Genomic DNA, 21522 nt, shown 5'->3' on the forward strand with positions numbered 1-21522 from the left:
GTTATCTCTGGAACGGATATACCGAACCTAACTTCATGATCTGAGTTAACTCATCGAGTGCGGCACGAGATTCTAATAGCAATTGAGGATCCGCAAGATCTTTGTCTTCAATGCGATCACGATAGTGTTTATCTGCCCACGCATTCAACGTTGAAAATAACATATCATTCATTAATGTCTGTTGGTTTACAGCCTGCTGCTCTGCTTCATTCAATACGACACGTAAACGAAGACACGCTGGGCCACCCCCATTTTGCATACTCTGTTTTAAATCAAAGGTATGTAACTCATCAATGCCACGTTTTTGCTCCACAAGCTCGTTTAAATAAGCCCACACTCTTGGGTTCTCACGACAATGTTGTGGAAGAATGATCAAGGTTTTACCATCCGACTTTGTTACTAATTGGCTATTGAACAAATACGTTTCTACGGCATCTTGAAGAGAGACTTTATCAGTCGGAACCTCAATAACATTAAAGCCAGAACCATAAGAAGCACTTAAATCAGACTTCACTTGCTCTTGATTCAAAAATGCTTGTTGATGACAAAATAACGTATTCTTATTACCGACAGCAATAACATCATTATGGAAAACCCCTTGGTCGATAACGTCAGGGTTTTGTTGTGCAAAGACCGTAAATTTATCACGCAAACCGTGCGTTCTTGCTATCGCTTCACTGGCTTCTAGTGTTTGTCGCGCAGGGTATTTTTTAGGTGCAGGGTAACGGTCATTAAATGCACTCTTACCAAACACAAAAAACTCGACACCTTGCTCGCCGTACTCATTACAAAAACGCGTATGGTTCGCTGCGCCTTCATCACCAAAGTAATCACTGTGTGGCAAGGCTTCGTGATGTGAGAAGTGTTTTTCATCTGCGAATGTGGCTTTTAGAATATTACCAGTCACTTCATCTTCAATTGAGCGATGAAATTTATTAATGAGGTTTGCGGGCGTAAAATGAACTTTGCCATCCGCCGTATCAGAGCTTGGGGATACTGTCGCTGCGTTTGCTGTCCACATACTTGATGCTGAGCTACAAGCCGCGAGTAACTGAGGAGAATATTGATGTGATTGTTGCAATACATTAGCGTCTGACCCAGAAAAACCCAAACGACGTAGCGTAGCAATATCAGGGCGTTCTTGAGGTGCTAATACCCCTTGAACAAACCCCATGTCATGCAACGCTTTCATCTTTTCTAAGCCTTGCTTCACCGCTTGTTTTGGATTTGAAGCACCAGCTTTATTATTTTTAGAGGCAATATTTCCAACCGATAAACCACTGTAGTTATGCGTTGGCCCAACAAGGCCATCAAAATTCGCTTCAACTGCTTTCATATATTCCCTCATAATTGTTCTGCGTTTTTTCTTGGCTTACCTATAATAAAAGTAATCGCCTAATTCACTCTATTGAGTTTTGTTGATCAAGATACTAGCAAATCTAATTCATTCAGTAGCATTTAATCTCATCAAACAAGCGCACAATCACAACTTTTATTTAACATTTGCTCGCTTTTAATTAACTATTCTCTGCAATTAAATAACTATGCAGCTTTTTCTTCTACTTAAAGAACAGTAATAAAATTAATATATTCATAGGTATTTCCTATCAAAATGATAGTTGATAATAATTCTCATTTGCATATACTAATAATCATTCGCATTTACTGATGGCTTTATAATTATGATGACTACTAATTCATTCTCACAATCGTTCTCGTTTTCGCAGTTTTCACTGCAACACAAGCGTCTATTATTGCCTATTACATTGCTCGCGTTAGTTGCGGCGGAAACAACACGCACCATCACTGTCACTACTCTTTCTGATGCATTTTGGGCAGTTTCTACCTATGTGGCCTTCACGTTGGTCATTTATCATTACCTATCTAACATCATGGGTAAAACCAACCGCATTACGGCCTTATATAATAAATCTCGTACCAACCAAGTTGTTTTCTCTTCTTTACTTGGTGCATTACCGGGCTGTGGCGGCGCCATCGTTGTTACCACTCAATACATTAGTGGCAAAGTAGGCTTTGGGTCAGTCGTTGCTGTTCTAACGGCTACCATGGGTGATGCAGCTTTCTTATTGATTGCCGCACAACCTAAAGTCGGATTTGGTGTGATGGCGTTAGGTGTGGTTGTGGGTGCCGTATCTGGCATGATTGTAAACGCCTTGCATAAAGACGACTTTTTACGCCCAGAAGCGAAAGAAATTGTAGAACCTAAACGTGATATTCCTTGCTTACAAATTAAAGCGATTAATCTGCAAGGTGCATTTTGGAAGTGGGTATTAGTTCCTGCAACTGTCGTTGCGGTGTTAGGCTCTTTCCAAGTTGATATTAACCAATTGCTTCATGTTCCTGAGCACACGATTGAGTGGATTGGAGCCGCGTTAGCCATTGGTAGTATGTTGTTATGGTCATTAACCAAAGAGATCAGCGATTATCAATCAACAGTTTCTGAAGACAATAAATGTGTGACTTCTCACCCGATTCAAAAAGCAGCGCAAGACACTAATTTTGTTTCAGCTTGGGTGATTGTGGCTTTCTTGATTTTTGAACTGACTACCTATTTCTCAGGTGTCGATTTACACACCGTATTCTTAGGTTACGGTATGTGGATGCCTTTAATTGGTTTAGCGATTGGTTTATTACCGGGCTGTGGTCCTCAAATATTAGTCACGAGTCTCTACCTATCTGGTGCAATGCCGATGTCTGCACAGCTTTCAAATGCAATTTCAAATGATGGTGATGCACTTTTCCCAGCCATTGCATTAGCACCAAAAGCGGCAATGGTCGCGACCTTCTACTCAGCAGTCCCTGCCTTTGTGGTTGGTTATGGTTACTACTTCTTATTTGAAATGTAACCCGTAGACCTTAATATCATAAAGCGAACTATAGCGAATAAAAGAAAGACGGCAGTATAATACTGTCGCCTTTCTTTTTAAATAGATAATCTATTAATACAATTACTTAGCTTACCTCCTCCCTCAAAAAATATCTTAAGTGAAATCTATATGATGAATACTTATCCATTTAAGAGATCAAATAAGCTACTTATTTTAAGATAGACAACTTTTTAATAATGCTACGGTTCCTTCTGACTTTTCATAATCAATAGGAAGATCCGTTAGCTCCTCTCCTTGTTTTAAAAACAAAGACGGAAAACCACGTCGACCAATCGAGCGAGAAAAAGCGATCTCATCTAATAACATTTGATGAACTTCAGGAGAAAATAACGCCGATTCAAACTGTGCAACGTTTAAACCAATGTTTCTAGCGCACTCAATAAGCACTTCATTATCACTTGGATTTTTGGCATTTAAGTAATAAGCGTGTTGAATTGACTCAAGCATTGCCTGCTCAGCACCTTGAGAACGAGCGGCAAGAATGGCTCGACAAGAAGGGTACGTTGAACGACGAGGCGTATTCTGCGCCCAAAACTCATGATTAAACGTAGTGCCTAAATAGTTCTCTATTTTTTGCCAATACGACGCAATTTGCGTTTGCATCTCTTGTGGCATAGGTTCATCTGAATCAGGCGCTAATCCACCTAGCACATAAACGATATCAACATCCTTTGAGATCGTTTGCTTAATTTTTTCCCATATTGGTTTGTAACCCCAACACCACGAACACATTGGATCATACACGTAGTAAAGTATTGCTTTGTTTGTCGACATATCCTTATTCCCTTATTTTTTTATTCCTTTAACCATTTCATCATATGGGATGCATTACCTAATAGCAAAGTTCTGCATAACAGAATAGAATCGCATCTCTCAATGTTGAGCTTGTGTTCATTTATTAATACAAAGGTTGGCTATGTATACATTTTTTGGTTCGTTAGCTTTTGTTATTTGGGGTTTAGTCCCTATCTATTTTCATCAAATAGGCAACATTGATCCCGCGTTAATATTGGCAAATCGAATCTTTTGGTCTGCCGCTATTTTGATGATTATCTTATTTATAAAACCAACATTGCTTGATCGCAGCCAATGCACAAAAAAGAACATCACGCTGGCTACAGTCGCCGGTGTATTCATGAATTTATCGTGGGTAGGTTTTGTGTATGCCACTACCATTAATAACATTATGGCAGCCTCATTGGCGTTTTATATTACGCCAGTATTGGTCTTTTTTATGGGATTTATGTTCTTCAAAGAGACGATTAAATTACCTCAAAAAATGGCGTTAGTTTTAATGGTGCTCGCGATTGTGGCTTATGTTCTTTTAGATAAACAATTACCGCTATTGAGTTTGGGAATTTCACTCTTTTTTGCTAGTTACATTGCCACCAAGAAATTGATCAAACTGAACACCTTTGGTGGGATTTTCTTTGAGCATATCGTCTTTGCTCCACTGGCGTTGTGGTACATCGCTACTCATTCATCTGATATTACTTTGATGGATTGGGGAACATTAATGGGAACAGCACCCTTGCAACTCATTCCCATTTTATTGCTCAGTGTGTCGTTACTAAAAACACCATTAAGTAAGATCAGCCTATTACAGTATATTGAGCCGACGTTTCATCTTGCTTTAGCAGTATGGATTTATCATGAACCAATCTCAAACGGCCAAAAATACGCGCTTATTCTTGTGATCCTCTCGATTATGGTTTCAAGTATTAAAACCCGAAAATCAACACCGAAAGATGCCATCAATAAAAGCTAATAGGCAGATGAAAATCCAATTCAAATTGTTCGTTTTCATTAAGAAAATGATTTTGATGATAACGAACAAACGCCGGTGTCGATCTCAGTTTAAAGCCTGACGCTGGCAACCACTTCTCTAATACCGTGCTGATCTGTGGCAATAATTGCCCATATACGCCATGCAAACGAAACACCGCATGCAAACCACCGGGGATCACCATTTGGTTTACAACACCTCGGTATTTCAGCGGTTTATCTATCGCAATACAAGCAACATAACGACACTTATTTAAATCGACCCACGCAGGGTTTGAATGATGCAAACCAAATTGTGTCGAGAAGTCTCGGTTCTCTGAATTCGCCCACGCTTTAAGTATTAACCACGCGTTTCTGATTGAGCGGTTATAACCGTCATGTCGAACATAGGCGGCTAATAACTCGGGGACTTCAATAATTTTAGGCGGTGGTAAATCTCGATCAGCAACCGCCAAGTACCCTGCTGCAATTTCTGGGTCTTTTAAATACGGCTTATCTGATATCTGTAAATCGTGTTTTCGCCATTCTCCCGGAGACATATCAAACGTGACTTTAAATGCACGACTGAATGAAGACAGTGAACTGAAACCACACGTATTGGCAATATCAAGTACGGTAGAAGTGGTATCAAACATTAGCTGATTTGCTGCATATTCCATGCGTGTTCGACGAATATACTGATGAATAGACTCCCCAACCACTTGTTTAAAGATGCGATGAAAATGCTGTTCTGAATACGCAGCCACATCCGCAAGCTCTTTTACGGCAAGTTCTTGGCTGATATCTTGATGAATATAAAACAAGACATCATTAATTCTGGATATGTGTTGTCGGCTCATTAATTAAAAATAGCATAAATGGACATATTTATAAGCATAAACGGACAAACATAGTTAAGCAACGCCTTGTACTATCAAGAGAGAAAAATAAATTGAATATTATGGGAACACATATGGAAATCGCTTATTCACTGCAACAGATCCAATCTTCTTACATCCGAGAGATCTTAGCCGCAGCCACTGACAAGAATGTCATCTCACTTGCAGGTGGATTACCTGATCAAGAGACGTTCCCAATTGATTTGATGAAACCAACATTAGAAAGTCTGTCTGATATGCCAGAAGTCTTTCAATACGGGGCAACGGCAGGTTATGGACCTCTGTTGGCGCTTCTAACAGAAACCTACCAATTACCAGACACACACATGCCTATGATTTGTACGGGTTCCCAACAAGGCTTAGACCTTATCGCTCGTGCTTATGTAAATCCAAATGATACTGTTGTAATGGAAGCACCTAGTTACCTTGGTGCAATGCAAGTGTTTGGCTTAGTTCAAGCGAATATTGCGACCGTTTCTCAAACGGATTTTGGCCCAAATCTTGAAGAACTAGAACAATGTTTTATTCAAGATTCGCCAAAAATGTTTTACGCCGTACCTGATTTCCATAATCCAACTGGGGTTTGTTGGTCATTAGAAACACGTAAAAAAGTGGCTGAGCTTTGTATTCAATACAAGGTTGCATTTATTGAAGATGCCCCTTACCGTGAACTCCGATTTACTGGTGAAGTACTTCCAATGGTGTCCACTTTCTGCCCACAAGATTCTATCGTGTTACGTTCATTCTCAAAAATTGCTTCACCGGGTTTACGCATCGGTGCGGTTACAGGCAAGATAAGCTACTTAGAACCATTGATTAAAGTGAAACAAGGCGCTGATTTACACTCAAGCGTGCCTATGCAAGCGTTGCTTGTTGGTTTACTTAAACATGAAAAATTTGAACAGCACATGGAAAGAATTCAAACGTTATACAAAGAACGTTATGACGTACTATTTGCTGAACTCAAAAAACAACTTCCGTCATCTTGCGAGCTTAAACCCGTAGATGGCGGCATGTTTATTTGGCTATCTCTGCCAGATTGCGACACGTTTGAGTTAGCAAAAACATTAATTGGCAATGGCGTTGCGGTTGTACCTAGCCCAGTGTTTTATCCTAATCCAGAAAACAGTCCTGCGGCATTACGATTAAACTTCACCAATGCAAAACCAAAAGAATTGGTTGAAGCCGTAACTCGCTTGGCTAAAGTATTAAACAAGACATTGAATTAGTGCTAATCTGATAAATACCTCAATAAGTGAAGTAGTATAAATATGAAAATATTCAGCAATTTTGAAAGTGGAAATATCCATGTAGTAGCGGCGAATACGCCAGATGATATCCAACTGACTATTCCTGCCGATAATCAAACTGAGATCGCTCAGTGGTTTCATTTTCGCTTAGAAAGCCAGCCTCAACAACAGCATTCATTTAAGATTCTAGGTCTAGCAAAATCAGCTTATCCAGAAGGTTGGCAAGATTACGATGTGGTTGCTTCTTACGATCGTGAAGAGTGGTTCCGCATTCCAACAGAATTTGATGGTGATACGTTAAGCTTTAACGTGATGCCTGAGTACCGTTCAATGTACTTCGCGTACTTTGCACCTTACTCGTACGATCGTCACCAAGATTTATTGCACGGTGCACAAACGCACCACAGCTGCCAATTAGAAACTCTGGGCGTTACGTTGGATAACAACGACATCAGTATTCTAACGATTGGTGAACCAGAAGAAGGCAAAAAGAACATTTGGATCACCGGCCGTCAACACCCTGGTGAAACAATGGCAGAATGGTTCATTGAAGGTCTATTATCTCGTTTATTAGATGAAACTGACACCGTTGGCCGTGCCCTACTTGATACTGCAGTATTCCACATCGTTCCTAACATGAACCCAGATGGCAGTATCCGTGGACACCTACGCACTAACGGCATTGGCGTGAACTTAAACCGTGAATGGCAAACGCCGTCAATGGAAAGATCACCTGAAGTATTCTTAGTTCGCGAACGTATGTTAGCGACGGGCGTTGATATGTTCTTAGACATTCACGGCGATGAAGCGATTCCATACAACTTCGTTGCCGGTGGTGAAGGCATTCCTTCTTACAATGAACGCATTGCGAAACTAGAAACCACATTCAAGCAAGCATTACTGGTTATCACGCCAGAATTCCAAGATGACATTGGCTACGATAAAGACGCTCCGGGTACAGCAAACTTAACGGTTGGCTCTAACTGGGTAGGCGAACAATTCAAATGTCTTTCTTATACTGTTGAAATGCCATTTAAAGATCATATTAGCCACGCTGATGAGCTGTATGGCTGGTCTCCAGAGCGAAGCGTTGCCTTTGGTCAAGACGTATTAGCTGCCGTTTGGGCAACCGTTGGCGAGCTTTAATTAGCCACTAACATCCCCAAACCAACAGGTTATAAAATGAAAAAAGCCGATCTTATGATCTAATGCCGATCATTTAAGGTAAATATGATCGGTTGACCGATCCTTTTTAGATGTCAAAATCCAAGTGTATTTTATGCACTTGGATTTTTTTATGGATGTTTCTCAAGCTCTAAACATAATCAATGACTGGAAACCTAGCAACGTAGAGACTCTCGGTAAGCGTGCGGGGAACTACACCTTGTCTTTTACATTCCAAGGTAAAAGTGAATCGATATCTGGCGATCCAACACATAAACGATCTAGACAATACCTAATATAATCGTAAGGGATTAATCCGTTTGCCTTTGCTGTTTCTACAATGCTGTAAAGCATTGCACTTGAATCTGCACCAGCCGTTGAACCCGAAAATAACCAGTTTTTCCGGCCGATAACAAACGGTTTAACCGCTCGCTCTGCTCGATTGTTATCAATAGATAACAATCCATCATCAATATAACGAACTAATTTATCCCATTGATTTAATGTATAGCTAATCGCCTCACCTAATTTTGTTTTAGGTGATACTCGACTAACTGCGCTATCAAGCCAATCACGGAGCTCTTTAAGTAAATCGCGGGCTTCTGTCTGCCTAGCAACATACTTGGCTTCAGGGGAAGCCTCTTTTAATAACGATTCGATCCGGTATAGCTTTTGGATTTTACTCAATACCCAATCTGCACTCCCTGTTTTCCCTTTTACTTGAACACGTTGAGCCTCAATAAATCGTCGACGTGCGTGTGCCCAACAGCCAACTAAAATCGCTTCAGTTTGTTCATAACCTTGGTAACCATCGGTATGTAAATACCCGTTATAACCTTTTAAAAAGTTAACTGGATGGTAGCCATGCCTGCTAGATTGATAATCATAAAGTACAATTCCAGGCAAAACACCAGAGCCTGGAGAATCATAGCCAGAGCAGTAGACCCACATATAACATTTTGCTTTTTCAACATCCAACACATTTACCGTTGTTTCATCACAATGCAGAGTGGGTTGTTCAAGCAAAATACGATGTAACTCGTTATTAAGAGGGGTAAATAGTACCGAGCATTTTATTAACCAATCCGCCATCGTTCGCCGTCCAATAATGATACCCCATTGCTGAAATAACGTTTCTTGACGATAAAGTGGAAGACTGTATTGAAATTTAGCCGTAATAATTTGAGCAAGTAAACTTGCGGTCGCAATCCCTTTAGGGATTGGTGACGCTGGCATTGGGGCTTGTTTAATGTCTACTGAAGTATTGTTTTTTTCACAATTTCGGCAAGCATATTTAGGACGAACATGTTGAATAACTTCCACTTTAGCTGGTACAAATTCCAACTTTTCACTGATGTCTTTACCCATCGCATGCATCTCTAGACCGCAACACTTACAAGTTTTATCTTTTATGTCGTGGATAATAACAGTACGCGGTAAGTCTTCAGGTAAGCGTTGGCGTTTTGGCTTTTGACGAGTGTAGGTAATCGTTTGTGTGTCATCATTTTCAATGATGATTTCTTCTTCTGTTTCATTGAATAAATCAAATTGAGTCGAGTCAGATTCACTGCTTTTACCAAAGCGCTGATGTTGAGCCAGCCGAAATTGCTCTAGAAGACGGTTATATTTATTTTCAAGCTGAAGCACAAGTGCTTTCAGCTCGTCAATGGTATCAGGAAGTGGTTTTATTTTATCAGTCATGTAGATGACTATATAACGATAATACAGGTAATCAATCGGTTGCCTCCTATTCTTGACTGAGAATCAACTATTTAAAGGGTTGTTTGATAATGTACCGGTTGATGTCCTAAGATATCAAAACCTTGTAATAGCAGTGTCAGTTGCTGCTCTGATAATGCTAACGTATCGTTATTTATATTTCGTGGCCATTTGAAGCGGTCTTCATCTAATCGCTTGTACCATAAAGCGAATCCTGTTTTATCCCAATACAATATTTTGAGTTTATCACGAGGCTTATTGCAAAATATAAATAGAGCATCACTAAACGGTGATAGTTGCATTTCTTGCTCAACAATCACGACAAGGCCATTAATGGCCTTGCGAAAATCGACAAAATCACGATGAAGATAAATGGTGGAAACATCAGTAAATACATTCATGATTGATACCCTTTTAATAAGAGTCCTATCCAGTGAGGTTCAGTATTAGCTGGCAATGTTAATCGCAATTTTCCGATAGAAAGTTGAATATCTGGTAATTATGGAGTGGCGATGATAGTTGATGTTAACGCTTCTACTTTCAAGAAAGTAGAAGCGTTAATCTTTTGTTTCCATCGTGCTTTACGTGCACTAAATGTCTTTGGCAGAATATTATGGTTACGACAAAATTCAGCGGCACTAAGCTTGCTAGATTGCTGAGATTCAAATAGAGCGTGCCATTGCTCTGGTGTTCTCTTTTTATCTTTTTGCATAATTACGTTCTCGTTAAATGAAAGATCGTAAGATACGCATAATGAATTTTATTTGTTAGGTGTAGTTCCCCGCACGCTTACTGTTCTAGCACGGGATATATTGTGTAAATCGGTTTTATTAGAAATGAAAATAGCGGCTAGGGCGAACCTTAGCCGCTATTTTTTGTTTAGAATATGAATTGGTATAAGTAACCAGCACTTACCGCCATACCTAAAATGACAACTAAGAATGCGATAATCATTTGGTTTTTGAAGATAGATTTAAGTAAAATCACTTCGGTTAAACTTGCGCCAGCACTACCAATGATTAATGCCATTACTGCGCCTAAACTCATGCCTTTTGCAGCAAGTGCAGCACTTAGTGGAATTACCGCTTCAGCACGAATATAAAGTGGAATACCAATGACTGCCGCGACTGGGATTGCAAATGGGTTATTTTCACTTGCGATACGAGCAACGAATTCCGTTGGCATAAAGCCGTAGATCATAGAGCCAAGTGCGATACCACCAATCAAGTAAGGCAATACTTTCTTAAAATCAGTCCATGTGCTGTGCCAAATTTTGACCCATTTGCTTTGCGGCGCTTTTTTCGCGCTGCCACAGGTTGAACCGCAACTTTTTGGCTCTGGTGTAATGTATGCAGTTTCTTTTACGTATTTTTCAAAGCCCAGTTTTTCTAATGCGTAGCCCGCAATGATTGAAACGCCCATCGCAATCGCAAAGTAGAACAGGGTGACTTTAAGTCCGAATGTCACCGCAAACAGACCAATAATAATTGGGTTTAGTAGCGGACTTGCAAACAAAAAGACCATCATTGTACCAAAACCGGCTTTCGCTCGTAATAGACCTTTCAAGAAAGGAATGGTTGAGCATGAGCAGAATGGAGTAATCGCTCCTAATAAGCCAGCAACAATATAGCCTCGGCCATTTTTCCCACTTAGAATACGTTGGATCTTTGCAGGTGGAATGTATTCCTGTAAGACGCCAACAAGGTAGCTAATTAATAGGAACAGTACGGTTAATTCTGCCGCTAAGAAAGCGAACATATTTAGGGTGTCCATCACCATGTCTTGTGTAATTGTAAACATATTTAAAATCTCTATATTTCTGGAATAGTCGAAATATACTCTTGAGTATTAGCATGATGAACAATAGGCGCCTACGGCGCAAATCAAAAGGACTCAACCTCTTCCATTGTTGCCAATAAATCGTTTATCCTATCGCCATGCACGCATATAAACCCCTGAAACAATTATTTAATAGTCAAAATAACTGGCTTAAATTTCTTCATAATAACAAAGCTAACCTAAGATCGGTCGTGATTGAAAATGTCACAAAGATGCTGTCCTGTGGGACAGCGGCTTTTGGCTCTCGCGAATATCATTGTTGCAACCCTGACTGTACCCATATCAAATATATTCACCAAACCTGTAAATCTCGAGCGTGCAGTAGCTGTGGCATGAAAGCCACAGAGCGATGGATACAAAAGCAACAACATGTCTTCCCTGAATGCGAATATCAACACATCACCTTTACCCTTCCAAACACGCTATGGCCTATCTTTCGTCATAACCGTTGGCTGTTAAATAAATTATTCAAATGTGCTGCAAACATTCTGCTGGGATGGGCAAAAGATAAAGGAATAGATGTCGGTATCTTTTGTGCTCTTCATACTTACGGTCGAAAACTGAATTGGAATACGCACTTACATTTATCGGTCACTCGTGGGGGAATTTGTGAACGTACCGGTTTATGGAAACCCATTTACTTCCAAATGAAAACGACAGAGCCTTGTTGGAGAGCGGCTATCGTCAGTTTATTGGGTAAGGCTTATTATGAGCTTGATTTATCAAGCGAAGAATGCCCCTATATCCGTAATAAAACGGATTGGTCACGCTTTTTAAGCAGTCAATATAATCGTCGTTGGAAGCTTCATTTTGCTAAAAAGACAAATAATGTAAAACCGACGATGAACTATCTTGGTCGGTATTTAAAACGGCCCCCAATTTCAGCGTCACGTTTAAGTCATTACGCCAAAGGCGGAATGATAACGTTTAATTATTTAGACCATCGAACAGGAACAACAGACAGCCTAACATTATCACCAGAAGAGATGATAAGACGGATAGTAGAGCACTATCCTGATAAACATTTCAAGATGATCCGATACTACGGTTTTTTATCAATGCGTCGTCGTGGAGAAGCTCTGCCTAGAGTTTATGCAGCTTTAGGTATGACAATAGAAGCTGAGCCGAAAATGCCAGGGTATGCCGCAATGTTAAAAGGATATGTAAAAGTAGATCCGTACGAATGTATTTTATGTGAAAGTCGTCTGGTGTTTACGAATTTCCGAGTCGGAAATTCGGTCAATGATTTAGTCACCCATGCGATAGTTCAGTCAGAATTGAGGGCAGCATAATAAGGTTTGTAGGATAAGTGTATCTAAAACTCATGAAATAGGGCTAAAACAGTTATAAAATCCCCGATAATTATATTTTCGATACCTTTTAAAAAAACAGCGATGGTGAAATTGGCTTTTTTAGACGGGCCAATGCTAACTCAGCAACATTCAAATTCCTTACCTTAAATGTTAGTTCGATGGATCTCAATGCTGGTATGGAATGTATGGTATAGGACTTATTCTATCACCAGCTACAGGGGGGCTTTCTGTATTATTAGTTGGTGGTGCAGGGTTTGTTTGGGGGATTTATGGCGGAGACATATCTAATGAGTTTGGAAGTGCTGTTGAGGAGGTGAGTTTTGATTTATACGATAGATTATTTGATTGATACTATTGATTTTATTACTTTAATTAGTGCTATTTTTACATTTACAGTATGTATGTTTTTATCTATATTTTTAACTGTTTATATAAGTGTTAAAAATAGGAAAATAAAAGAAAAATTAATTAATCAAGTGGCAGATTGTGCTCCTCTTGTATTTAGAGAAAGAACCATTAATTCAATGAGGAATGTTGCACATAACTGGCTTATAGGCTCTATGTTTCCTTCTATATGGTTTATGCACCCTATATTAATGTTTCTATGTTCATTATCAAATGTTGAAATAATTACATGGCGGAAAAAGGTTAAAATACTTCTTGGTAATACATACGCGATATGTATTTTAAGCTTAAATTTGAGCTTTACTGGATTGATTTATTTGGTCATTAGGACATTTGTGATTCCATATTAATGGGTTATTTCATGATTTAATTATTCATTATGGGAAGTTCTTACACTCATTGGTGCTTCTTCAGCTCCGATTGTCGTTGGTGGTAGTGCGCTAGGTCTTGGTATTTTTGGAGCTGGCGCTGGTAAAGATATGTTAGAAGAAGCCTATGAATTTTTCGAATTAGATCTATTTTTTGAAAAAATAGAAAGTAGTATTGATAAAGATATTCCAAATGATATTGAAGATTATATAAATAAGTCGATATTTAATAATTTTAATATAAAGTCAAATTTTAATGGATAAGTAGATGTTAGAGCTAAAACCAATAATGGGATTAATATTTTTCACTTGGATTTTAATCTATTTTTATCATCTTGTAGTTTATAGTCTAGGTGATAAAAAAAATATAAGTCAACTAGTAAACGATTTGGCGAAAGATCCTGAGTTGTTTAAAAAAAAGCACCGTATATCTATGGTAAGTATTGGTGCCGGAGGCTTGTTTTCTTATTTTTGTATTGTGTATCCATTTATTAGGCATAGAAGGCGAAATAAAAAAGTTACTTTTGATTTGTTTATGTGGTTAAACTGGTTGTGTTTTATGTTAAGTGCTTTCTTTTATATCCGTTCATTTTAGATGAGGTACTATTTTTGTAAGACATGATTTTCGGTGTTTTGGTTCATTTTTTGGCATGACAAAAGAGTTAAAACTGGCCGTAACAGCCAGTTCATTACTAGCGAATAACAATCTTCCTAGGGATTAACTCAATCCCTGCTTGATAGCGTTTTGCTGAAGCATTCAACCCTAACGCTAAGGCACTATCAGCAATCAGTTCGAATTGTTGTGGTAGAGAGTTAATCTTAATGGGTAAGAAGTCTAATAAGCGATTATCACCAAAGGTGCCAAGTTTTACTGTTCCCATCAACTCTGGCTTTTCAATCAGTACATCCAAAATACTTTCAAGTAGGATATAAGACGTCGTGATGATTGCATCTGGCACAGTGTCTTCTTTTATCCATTGTTCAAAAATAGCTTTTCCCGATTCGCTATTAAAGTGCTCACCATAACCGGTGATACTTGAGAGTCCTTTTTCTGTTACTTTGGCATCAAAACCAGAATGACGTTGGCGAGAAATATTTAGGTCAGGTAAAGCACCAATTAAACCAATTGATTTTACGTTCTCGTTAATTACTGACTGAGTTAATTCATACGCCGCATCAAAATCTTCACTGATCACGCAACAAAAGTGCTCATCATCTAATGAACGGTCAATTGCGATGATCGGAGTACCTCGTTCTTGTATCTTTAAATAGTAGTCGCTCCCATCCACTAAACAACTGGCTACAAATAAAGCATCGATACGACGACTGATTAATGCATGTGCGACGTTCATTTCCGTTTCAGGGTCATCATCTGAACAGCCAATTAAAATTTGATAGCCAGCTTTACGAGAATTGAACTCCAATAGCTTTGCTAATTTTGCGTAACTGGTGTTTTCAAGATCAGGAATAATTAATCCAAATGAGCGACTTCTGCCGGCACGTAAAGCAGAAGCGGCATGATCTGGGCGATAATTATGTTCATCAACGACAGCCATTACTTTGAGCTGCGTCTTCTCACTGATGCGGTATTTTTGCGCTTTACCATTAATGACATAGCTTGCAGTGGTTTTAGAAACTCCAGCAAGTTTGGCTATTTGATCTAATGTCATGGTGAAGATCCTTAATTCTGTGGGTCGGATCATATAAATTTAGATCCAATCATTTTATGGGTTGAATTATATGCTGAATCGTTTCAGTATAAAAGCTGAAAGGATTCAGCAAATTTGAAAAGCGTGACATTTGCGCTATTTTTATTCTTATGACTTATTTTTGAATAGGAAATATTTGCTGAACTTTTTTTTAATGTTTTGCTGAAACGATTCAGCAAAATATAAAGCAACCCATATTGATTTGATACATTAAGCGAGAGGCGAAGACCCATGCTGACACTGACAAAGAATGACATTACGTTGCAACAAGCGGCAGCGGATAAAACAACAGCCATCAAGGCAATCGCAAAGCAATTAACAGAGAAAGGATTAGTTGCTGAAAAATATGTAGAAGGCATGCTAAACCGTGAACAACAAAATTCAACGTTTTTGGGTAATGGTATTGCCATCCCACACGGCACAACAGATACCCGTGAACTAGTAAACAAAACAGGCGTTGCTGTTCACCATTTTCCTCAAGGCGTTAATTGGGGCGATGGCAATGTGGTTTATGTCGCGATTGGTATTGCTGCTAAATCAGATGAACATTTAGGAATCTTAAAGCAACTGACAAAAGTGCTTTCGGCAGATGGTGTTGAAGAAAAACTGAAACAAGCGAAAAGCGAAGCCGATATTATTGCTTTGCTTAATGGTGAAGTTCAGTTTGAAGCCGATTTTGATGCGTCATTAATTAAATTGCTTTTTCCGGCAAGTGACATGATTCAAATGAGTGCGGTTGCCGGTGGTTTATTAAGAAACAGCGGTAATGCTGAAAATCAATTTGTTGCAGAGTTAGTAACAAAAGAGCCGACTCACTTAGGTAATGGTTTGTGGTTAGTGAGTACTGACAAAGGCGTTAAACGCTCTGGTATGTCGATTGTGACGACTGCTAATGGGTGTGAGTTTAATGGATTAGCGGTGAAAGGGTTAATTGCTATTGCGTCTTGTAATGCCTCACACAAATCGTTTTTATCGATTATTAGTAAAATGGTGTTTGAACAGAAACAAGATCAATTATTATCTGCTAATTCTGAGCAGTTATTAGCTATGTTCGCAACCTCTTCTGAAGAAATTGTTGCAGAAGTAAGCGCGGATAACACGGCAGTATTTACAATAAAGAATGCACACGGCTTGCATGCTCGTCCAGGAGCGATGCTTGTATCTGAAGCGAAGAAATACGAATCAAAAATTACAGTATTAAATCTTAATGGGGATGGTAAATCAGCAAATGCAAAAAGCTTAATGAAAGTGATTGCGTTAGGTGTGAAGCACGGCCATGAACTGCAATTTACGGCGGATGGCGTTGATGCAAAAGAAGCACTAGTGGGTATTGGTGCTGCCATCGAATCTGGTTTGGGCGAGGGTTAATTAATGACGTCTATTCAAACAAACAAAGTGGTTACTATCACACTAAACCCTGCTTTGGATTTAACGGGTAGCGTAGATGCGTTATCTATCGGTTCTGTAAGTTTAGTGAGTAAAGGCTCACTTCATGCAGCAGGGAAAGGCGTTAACGTGGCAAAAGTGCTGTCTGATTTAGGTGCTGAAGTTACTGTTACCGGTTTTCTTGGGCGTGATAATGAAGAGCTGTTCTGTCAATTATTTGAAGAAATGAACGCAAACGATCAATTTGTTCGTGTTGATGGTGCAACGCGCATTAACGTGAAACTTGTCGAGCAAGATGGCCGAGTGAGTGACATCAATTTCCCTGGTGTCAACGTATCAGAACAAGCGATTGCTGAATTTGAATCACGTTTATTTGAGCTAGCAAAAACGCATGAGTTTTTTGTGCTTGCAGGGAGTTTACCACAAGGTGTTTCTCCGGAGTTGTGTGCAACATGGATTGAAAAATTGCATCAACTGGGCAAGAAAGTGATGTTTGATAGCAGTCGTGCTGCATTAGCGGCGGGTTTAGATGCTCATCCGTGGTTGATTAAACCGAACGATGAAGAATTGTCTGAATTTGTTGGGCGTGAATTAAATACACCCGAAGCGTGTCAACAAGCGGCTCAAGATCTTGCTGATAAAGGCATTGAGAATGTTGTCGTGTCACTGGGCTCAAAAGGCGTGATGTGGCTGGGGAAAAATGAAGAAGCTGATGCGTCATGGATCTACTCTCAACCACCGAAAATGAACGTTGTTAGTACCGTTGGTGCGGGTGATACGTTGGTTGCTGGTTTGTGTTGGGGACATGTTAATCAGTGGGAACGTGCTCAAATATTATCGTTTGCTACCGCTCTGTCAGCTTTAGCTGTATCGCAGGTTGGCGTTGGTGTACCTAATGTCGAAGACGTAAAAGAATTACAACAACAAGTAACCCTACACAACCCTATTTCTTCAAACGTGTAACCGCGTTTAGTCATAGATTAAGGACAGAATATGAAAAATATAGCTATCGTAACAGCATGCCCAAGTGGTGTAGCAAACAGCATTATCGCCGCTGGTTTATTAGAACAAGCAGCAGCGAAACTAAACTGGAAAGCCTCGATTGAATGTCAATCAAGTGTGTTACCTGTTGATGTATTAACTCAAGAGATTATTGATACCGTCGATGCAATTATTATAGCAACGAATACCGATATTGATACGACACGCTTTGTAGGAAAAAAAGTACATCAAGGTTCAATTTCTGATTGCACGACTAACCCACAAGCGTGGTTAGAAAACGCAGTAAATACAGCAACCGAGCTAACGGCTTCAGAAGTAACGACAATCAACGAGGTTGTTGTTGATTCAAATGCAGTTAAAAAAATTGTTGCTATTACGGCTTGCCCAACGGGTGTTGCCCATACTTTCATGGCCGCAGAAGCACTAGAAGAAGAAGGTAAACGCCAAGGCTATTTTATTAAGGTAGAAACACGCGGTTCCGTAGGTGCTAAAAATCAGCTGACTGATCAAGACATCGCGGATGCGGATCTTGTTATCATCGCTGCGGATATTGAAGTGCCTCTTGAGCGTTTCAACGGCAAGCGTTTGTACAGAACAAGTACGGGACTTGCTCTGAAAAAAACAGAACAAGAAATGAATAAAGCATTTGCAGAGGCAACGGTTTTCCAAGCGTCTGGTAAGGCTCAATCTTCTCAAGCAGAAGAGAGTAAAGGCATGTACAAACACCTAATGACAGGGGTATCACACATGCTTCCTGTCGTAATTGCAGGTGGTTTGTTGATTGCGCTTTCGTTTGTGTTTGGTATTGAAGCGTTTAAAGAACCCGGTACGATTGCAGCAACGTTAATAGACATTGGTGGTGGAGCAGCCTTCGCCTTGATGATCCCTGTTCTTGCTGGTTTCATCGCGTTCTCGATTGCTGACCGCCCTGGTTTAGCGCCGGGTTTAATCGGTGGTATGTTGGCGAGCTCAACAGGCGCTGGTTTCCTTGGTGGTATTGCTGCCGGTTTCATTGCGGGTTATGCAGCAAAATTCATTGCAGATAAAGTGTCTCTTCCTCAATCAATGGAAGCATTAAAACCCATTCTAATCATTCCGTTTGTGGCGAGTTTGTTCACCGGTTTGGTCATGGTTTACATCGTTGGTGGCCCAGTAGCAGGCATCATGTCTGCACTGACTGAGTTCTTAAACAACATGGGTTCAACTAACGCGGTATTACTGGGTGTTATCCTTGGTTGTATGATGTGTTTCGATTTAGGTGGTCCAGTAAACAAAGCCGCTTATACGTTTGGTGTTGGTCTGTTAGCGTCACAAACTTATGGTCCAATGGCCGCAATTATGGCCGCAGGTATGGTTCCTGCACTTGGTATGGGCTTAGCGACATTTCTTGCTAAAAATAAATTTGAAGCGGGCGAGCGTGAAGCGGGCAAAGCGTCATTCGTGCTTGGTTTATGTTTTATTTCTGAAGGTGCGATTCCATTTGCAGCGAAAGATCCAATGCGTGTTATCCCAAGCTGTATGGCAGGTGGTGCATTAACGGGTGGTCTGTCTATGTTGTTTGGTGCTCAGTTACTCGCGCCACACGGTGGTTTATTTGTTCTTCTTATTCCAAATGCGATTACACCCGTGTTCATGTACTTGGTAGCGATAGCTGCAGGTACTGCGGTAACTGGTTTCACTTACGCTTTCTTGAAAAATAAAGCGGATGCGAAAGAAGTAGTCGCTGCATAAAAAGAATAACTAAAAATAAAATGGGCGCTTCCAATGATAATTGGAAGCGCCCATTTTTTTTGATATTAATGCAGAGATTAACATCAAAGCAGTCCTAGAACATGAAGTTCACACCTGCACCAATAACCGAAAGGTAATCGCCAGACGCTAAGTCAATATATTGATATTCAACATTCAACATTGAACGTGACTGATGGGTATAATTTCATTACACCACCAACAGCAACGTAAGGCTTAGTGGTTGTTGAGTCTTGTTTCATGGTTTGGTTACCTACCGTATTTTTATATTCAACGTTAGTACGGTTTAGTCCCATCTTTCCATAGAAAGAGCCATAGTAAGACATTGGGAAATACATCTTCGCGGCAATTGAAGCGCCATCAACAGCGGCACTGTCGTTGTTACTTGTGACATTATCCATTGATTCCGTCATGTAATAACTGAGATCCAGAGCCACCATTGGCGCAAAATGGTAGTTATAACCCACTTGAGTCATTAAACCATCCACATGGGAACCATCAATTTTCAGGTTAGCAAGACTTGGCTGAATATAGATTTGGTGTAAAGTGTCTGTTGCTTGTGCCGATGTTGTCGCACCTAGCAATAAAAGTGGTATGAATCTTTTCATTGTAAACTCGTCTTTGTAACCGAAGGTGAGATTTTATTGTGAATGAGACGATGTTGTAAAGATAATTTAAGGGAAGAAATGACATTAACTATTTGGTTTTCATTATTATTGATTTCAATGCTCGGTGCGATGTCACCAGGGCCTAGTTTAGCTACGGTTGCAAAACATACGTTATCTGGTCGCCGTATTAACGGAATTGCAGCGGCATGGGCGCATTCTATTGGTATTGGTATTGGTATTTATGCTTTTATCACGGTGATTGGTTTGGCTGTGGTATTGCAGCAATCGCCAGTAGTCTTTAAAGCGATCAGTTATTTAGGAGCGACTTATCTTGCGTATTTAGGGTATGGCGCTTTACGCTCAACGGGTGGTATCGCTGCAAAACTGGAATCAGGTGAGCAAGTTACGTTGCTTGAGTCGGCGAAAGAAGGTCTGTTAATTTCATTATTGAACCCTAAAATAGCCTTGTTCTTTTTGGCGTTATTCAGTCAATTTGTTGCTGCGGGTAATACACCAATAGATAAAGCGATTATTGTTATCACTCCAATTATCATCGATGGTTTATGGTATACATTAATTAGTTGTTTATTATCAGCCCCAAAAATTGTTGATAAGCTAAGAAGTAAAGCGCAGTGGATTGATCGTTTATCTGTAAGCGTGCGGGGAACTACACCTAACAAATAAAATTCATTATGCGTATCTTACGATCTTTCATTTAACGAGAACGTAATTATGCAAAAAGATAAAAAGAGAACACCAGAGCAATGGCACGCTCTATTTGAATCTCAGCAATCTAGCAAGCTTAGTGCCGCTGAATTTTGTCGTAACCATAATATTCTGCCAAAGACATTTAGTGCACGTAAAGCACGATGGAAACAAAAGATTAACGCTTCTACTTTCTTGAAAGTAGAAGCGTTAACATCAACTATCATCGCCACTCCACAATTACCAGATATTCAACTTTCTATCGGAAAATTGCGATTAACATTGCCAGCTAATACTGAACCTCACTGGATAGGACTCTTATTAAAAGGGTATCAATCATGAATGTATTTACTGATGTTTCCACCATTTATCTTCATCGTGATTTTGTCGATTTTCGCAAGGCCATTAATGGCCTTGTCGTGATTGTTGAGCAAGAAATGCAACTATCACCGTTTAGTGATGCTCTATTTATATTTTGCAATAAGCCTCGTGATAAACTCAAAATATTGTATTGGGATAAAACAGGATTCGCTTTATGGTACAAGCGATTAGATGAAGACCGCTTCAAATGGCCACGAAATATAAATAACGATACGTTAGCATTATCAGAGCAGCAACTGACACTGCTATTACAAGGTTTTGATATCTTAGGACATCAACCGGTACATTATCAAACAACCCTTTAAATAGTTGATTCTCAGTCAAGAATAGGAGGCAACCGATTGATTACCTG

General features: G+C 39.7%; 23 protein-coding genes. 14 read left to right on the plus strand and 9 right to left on the minus strand.

The genetic code is table 11. The annotated features are described in order from the left end of the window. Nucleotide 1: 1 nt before the first annotated feature. Nucleotides 2–1336 (minus strand): N-succinylarginine dihydrolase, encoded by a 1335-nt coding sequence (gene astB, locus VSAL_RS16510; protein WP_012551498.1) that lies wholly within the window; start codon nucleotides 1334–1336, stop codon nucleotides 2–4. A gap of 346 nt (nucleotides 1337–1682) precedes the next feature. On the opposite strand from astB, the gene VSAL_RS16515 reads away from it, so the two are divergent. Next, entirely contained in the window at nucleotides 1683–2867 is a 1185-nt protein-coding gene (locus tag VSAL_RS16515) for a putative manganese transporter (RefSeq protein WP_012551499.1), read from the plus strand. Nucleotides 2868–3062: 195 nt separating this feature from the next. Here VSAL_RS16515 and VSAL_RS16520 read toward each other — a convergent pair whose 3' ends face one another. Further along, nucleotides 3063–3683 carry a DsbA family protein gene (locus VSAL_RS16520; protein ID WP_012551500.1) on the minus strand — a complete coding sequence of 207 codons (621 nt, stop codon included), beginning with the start codon at nucleotides 3681–3683 and terminating at the stop codon, nucleotides 3063–3065. Nucleotides 3684–3825: 142 nt separating this feature from the next. Here VSAL_RS16520 and VSAL_RS16525 point away from each other — a divergent pair, with 142 nt between their 5' ends. Then, nucleotides 3826–4677, plus strand: a complete 852-nt coding sequence (locus tag VSAL_RS16525) for an EamA family transporter (protein WP_012551501.1) — start codon at nucleotides 3826–3828, stop codon at nucleotides 4675–4677. Here VSAL_RS16525 and VSAL_RS16530 read toward each other — a convergent pair. Beyond that, nucleotides 4664–5533: an AraC family transcriptional regulator gene (locus VSAL_RS16530; RefSeq protein WP_012551502.1), complete on the minus strand. Its 870-nt coding sequence runs from the start codon at nucleotides 5531–5533 to the stop codon at nucleotides 4664–4666. The two genes, VSAL_RS16525 and VSAL_RS16530, sit on opposite strands and share 14 nt — an antisense overlap. Nucleotides 5534–5646: 113 nt before the next feature. Here VSAL_RS16530 and VSAL_RS16535 point away from each other — a divergent pair, with 113 nt between their 5' ends. Next, a complete protein-coding gene (locus VSAL_RS16535) occupies nucleotides 5647–6801 on the plus strand; it encodes an aminotransferase-like domain-containing protein (RefSeq protein ID WP_012551503.1) in 1155 nt (384 codons plus the stop codon). A gap of 42 nt (nucleotides 6802–6843) precedes the next feature. Continuing rightward, the gene (locus VSAL_RS16540; RefSeq protein ID WP_012551504.1) at nucleotides 6844–7968 is read left to right on the plus strand and encodes a M14 family metallopeptidase; all 1125 of its coding nucleotides are present in this window, start codon (nucleotides 6844–6846) and stop codon (nucleotides 7966–7968) included. A gap of 231 nt (nucleotides 7969–8199) precedes the next feature. Here VSAL_RS16540 and VSAL_RS16545 read toward each other — a convergent pair whose 3' ends face one another. The 4 genes from VSAL_RS16545 to VSAL_RS16560 all read right to left on the minus strand — a co-directional run bounded on the left by VSAL_RS16545 (nucleotide 8200) and on the right by VSAL_RS16560 (nucleotide 11505). Further along, entirely contained in the window at nucleotides 8200–9687 is a 1488-nt protein-coding gene (locus VSAL_RS16545) for an IS66-like element ISVsa2 family transposase (protein WP_012549008.1), read from the minus strand. A gap of 71 nt (nucleotides 9688–9758) precedes the next feature. After that, on the minus strand, nucleotides 9759–10106 hold the full coding sequence (gene tnpB, locus VSAL_RS16550; protein WP_012548924.1) for an IS66 family insertion sequence element accessory protein TnpB: 348 nt from the start codon (nucleotides 10104–10106) through the stop codon (nucleotides 9759–9761). A 98-nt stretch (nucleotides 10107–10204) separates the two neighbouring features. After that, on the minus strand, nucleotides 10205–10417 hold the full coding sequence (gene tnpA / locus VSAL_RS16555; RefSeq protein ID WP_044583525.1) for an IS66 family insertion sequence element accessory protein TnpA: 213 nt from the start codon (nucleotides 10415–10417) through the stop codon (nucleotides 10205–10207). 167 nt (nucleotides 10418–10584) lie between these two features. After that, on the minus strand, nucleotides 10585–11505 hold the full coding sequence (locus VSAL_RS16560; protein WP_012551505.1) for a permease: 921 nt from the start codon (nucleotides 11503–11505) through the stop codon (nucleotides 10585–10587). 137 nt (nucleotides 11506–11642) lie between these two features. Between VSAL_RS16560 and VSAL_RS16565 the strand changes: the two genes are divergently transcribed. The 4 genes from VSAL_RS16565 to VSAL_RS16575 all read left to right on the plus strand — a co-directional run bounded on the left by VSAL_RS16565 (nucleotide 11643) and on the right by VSAL_RS16575 (nucleotide 14225). Beyond that, a complete protein-coding gene (locus VSAL_RS16565; RefSeq protein WP_012551506.1) occupies nucleotides 11643–12836 on the plus strand; it encodes an IS91-like element ISVsa9 family transposase in 1194 nt (397 codons plus the stop codon). Between the two features lie 202 nt (nucleotides 12837–13038). Beyond that, on the plus strand, nucleotides 13039–13206 hold the full coding sequence (locus VSAL_RS23545; RefSeq protein ID WP_012551507.1) for a hypothetical protein: 168 nt from the start codon (nucleotides 13039–13041) through the stop codon (nucleotides 13204–13206). Between the two features lie 535 nt (nucleotides 13207–13741). Further along, complete coding sequence (locus VSAL_RS23550) at nucleotides 13742–13894, plus strand: hypothetical protein (protein WP_012551509.1); 153 nt, start codon at nucleotides 13742–13744, stop codon at nucleotides 13892–13894. 4 nt (nucleotides 13895–13898) lie between these two features. Beyond that, a complete protein-coding gene (locus VSAL_RS16575) occupies nucleotides 13899–14225 on the plus strand; it encodes a hypothetical protein (protein ID WP_012551510.1) in 327 nt (108 codons plus the stop codon). A gap of 97 nt (nucleotides 14226–14322) precedes the next feature. Here VSAL_RS16575 and cra read toward each other — a convergent pair whose 3' ends face one another. Then, nucleotides 14323–15300 (minus strand): catabolite repressor/activator, encoded by a 978-nt coding sequence (gene cra / locus VSAL_RS16580; RefSeq protein ID WP_012551511.1) that lies wholly within the window; start codon nucleotides 15298–15300, stop codon nucleotides 14323–14325. Nucleotides 15301–15570: 270 nt separating this feature from the next. Between cra and fruB the strand changes: the two genes are divergently transcribed. Genes fruB through fruA form a run of 3 tightly spaced genes read left to right on the plus strand, consistent with a single transcriptional unit; the run spans nucleotide 15571 to nucleotide 19458 of the window. Next, on the plus strand, nucleotides 15571–16707 hold the full coding sequence (gene fruB, locus VSAL_RS16585) for a fused PTS fructose transporter subunit IIA/HPr protein (RefSeq protein ID WP_012551512.1): 1137 nt from the start codon (nucleotides 15571–15573) through the stop codon (nucleotides 16705–16707). 3 nt (nucleotides 16708–16710) lie between these two features. Next, nucleotides 16711–17688, plus strand: a complete 978-nt coding sequence (gene pfkB / locus VSAL_RS16590; RefSeq protein WP_012551513.1) for a 1-phosphofructokinase — start codon at nucleotides 16711–16713, stop codon at nucleotides 17686–17688. A 30-nt stretch (nucleotides 17689–17718) separates the two neighbouring features. Further along, nucleotides 17719–19458: a PTS fructose transporter subunit IIBC gene (fruA, locus tag VSAL_RS16595; protein WP_012551514.1), complete on the plus strand. Its 1740-nt coding sequence runs from the start codon at nucleotides 17719–17721 to the stop codon at nucleotides 19456–19458. A gap of 167 nt (nucleotides 19459–19625) precedes the next feature. Here fruA and VSAL_RS16600 read toward each other — a convergent pair whose 3' ends face one another. After that, on the minus strand, nucleotides 19626–20084 hold the full coding sequence (locus tag VSAL_RS16600) for an outer membrane protein (protein ID WP_012551515.1): 459 nt from the start codon (nucleotides 20082–20084) through the stop codon (nucleotides 19626–19628). Between the two features lie 78 nt (nucleotides 20085–20162). On the opposite strand from VSAL_RS16600, the gene VSAL_RS16605 reads away from it, so the two are divergent. From VSAL_RS16605 to tnpB (VSAL_RS16615), 3 genes are read left to right on the plus strand one after another with little or no spacing between them, the layout of a single operon-like run. Beyond that, nucleotides 20163–20768 carry a LysE family translocator gene (locus VSAL_RS16605; protein WP_044583526.1) on the plus strand — a complete coding sequence of 202 codons (606 nt, stop codon included), beginning with the start codon at nucleotides 20163–20165 and terminating at the stop codon, nucleotides 20766–20768. 48 nt (nucleotides 20769–20816) lie between these two features. Continuing rightward, entirely contained in the window at nucleotides 20817–21131 is a 315-nt protein-coding gene (gene tnpA, locus VSAL_RS16610) for an IS66 family insertion sequence element accessory protein TnpA (RefSeq protein ID WP_012548925.1), read from the plus strand. Further along, a complete protein-coding gene (tnpB, locus tag VSAL_RS16615) occupies nucleotides 21128–21475 on the plus strand; it encodes an IS66 family insertion sequence element accessory protein TnpB (RefSeq protein WP_012548924.1) in 348 nt (115 codons plus the stop codon). The genes tnpA (VSAL_RS16610) and tnpB (VSAL_RS16615) overlap by 4 nt, the downstream gene beginning before the upstream one ends. The last annotated feature ends 47 nt before the right edge of the window (nucleotides 21476–21522 follow it).

This window comes from Aliivibrio salmonicida LFI1238, from assembly GCF_000196495.1.
GTDB lineage: Bacteria > Pseudomonadota > Gammaproteobacteria > Enterobacterales > Vibrionaceae > Aliivibrio > Aliivibrio salmonicida.

What these genes read in the sequence shown, in the direction of transcription:
- astB (WP_012551498.1), bottom strand. Translation starts at nt 1,336, where the DNA reads ATGAAAGCAGTTGAAGCGAATTTTGATGGCCTTGTTGGGCCAACGCAT.
- VSAL_RS16515 (WP_012551499.1), top strand. Translation starts at nt 1,683, where the DNA reads ATGATGACTACTAATTCATTCTCACAATCGTTCTCGTTTTCGCAGTTT.
- VSAL_RS16520 (WP_012551500.1), bottom strand. Translation starts at nt 3,683, where the DNA reads ATGTCGACAAACAAAGCAATACTTTACTACGTGTATGATCCAATGTGT.
- VSAL_RS16525 (WP_012551501.1), top strand. Translation starts at nt 3,826, where the DNA reads ATGTATACATTTTTTGGTTCGTTAGCTTTTGTTATTTGGGGTTTAGTC.
- VSAL_RS16530 (WP_012551502.1), bottom strand. Translation starts at nt 5,533, where the DNA reads ATGAGCCGACAACACATATCCAGAATTAATGATGTCTTGTTTTATATT.
- VSAL_RS16535 (WP_012551503.1), top strand. Translation starts at nt 5,647, where the DNA reads ATGGAAATCGCTTATTCACTGCAACAGATCCAATCTTCTTACATCCGA.
- VSAL_RS16540 (WP_012551504.1), top strand. Translation starts at nt 6,844, where the DNA reads ATGAAAATATTCAGCAATTTTGAAAGTGGAAATATCCATGTAGTAGCG.
- VSAL_RS16545 (WP_012549008.1), bottom strand. Translation starts at nt 9,687, where the DNA reads ATGACTGATAAAATAAAACCACTTCCTGATACCATTGACGAGCTGAAA.
- tnpB (WP_012548924.1), bottom strand. Translation starts at nt 10,106, where the DNA reads ATGAATGTATTTACTGATGTTTCCACCATTTATCTTCATCGTGATTTT.
- tnpA (WP_044583525.1), bottom strand. Translation starts at nt 10,417, where the DNA reads ATGCAAAAAGATAAAAAGAGAACACCAGAGCAATGGCACGCTCTATTT.
- VSAL_RS16560 (WP_012551505.1), bottom strand. Translation starts at nt 11,505, where the DNA reads ATGTTTACAATTACACAAGACATGGTGATGGACACCCTAAATATGTTC.
- VSAL_RS16565 (WP_012551506.1), top strand. Translation starts at nt 11,643, where the DNA reads ATGCACGCATATAAACCCCTGAAACAATTATTTAATAGTCAAAATAAC.
- VSAL_RS23545 (WP_012551507.1), top strand. Translation starts at nt 13,039, where the DNA reads ATGTATGGTATAGGACTTATTCTATCACCAGCTACAGGGGGGCTTTCT.
- VSAL_RS23550 (WP_012551509.1), top strand. Translation starts at nt 13,742, where the DNA reads ATGTTAGAAGAAGCCTATGAATTTTTCGAATTAGATCTATTTTTTGAA.
- VSAL_RS16575 (WP_012551510.1), top strand. Translation starts at nt 13,899, where the DNA reads ATGTTAGAGCTAAAACCAATAATGGGATTAATATTTTTCACTTGGATT.
- cra (WP_012551511.1), bottom strand. Translation starts at nt 15,300, where the DNA reads ATGACATTAGATCAAATAGCCAAACTTGCTGGAGTTTCTAAAACCACT.
- fruB (WP_012551512.1), top strand. Translation starts at nt 15,571, where the DNA reads ATGCTGACACTGACAAAGAATGACATTACGTTGCAACAAGCGGCAGCG.
- pfkB (WP_012551513.1), top strand. Translation starts at nt 16,711, where the DNA reads ATGACGTCTATTCAAACAAACAAAGTGGTTACTATCACACTAAACCCT.
- fruA (WP_012551514.1), top strand. Translation starts at nt 17,719, where the DNA reads ATGAAAAATATAGCTATCGTAACAGCATGCCCAAGTGGTGTAGCAAAC.
- VSAL_RS16600 (WP_012551515.1), bottom strand. Translation starts at nt 20,084, where the DNA reads ATGAAAAGATTCATACCACTTTTATTGCTAGGTGCGACAACATCGGCA.
- VSAL_RS16605 (WP_044583526.1), top strand. Translation starts at nt 20,163, where the DNA reads ATGACATTAACTATTTGGTTTTCATTATTATTGATTTCAATGCTCGGT.
- tnpA (WP_012548925.1), top strand. Translation starts at nt 20,817, where the DNA reads ATGCAAAAAGATAAAAAGAGAACACCAGAGCAATGGCACGCTCTATTT.
- tnpB (WP_012548924.1), top strand. Translation starts at nt 21,128, where the DNA reads ATGAATGTATTTACTGATGTTTCCACCATTTATCTTCATCGTGATTTT.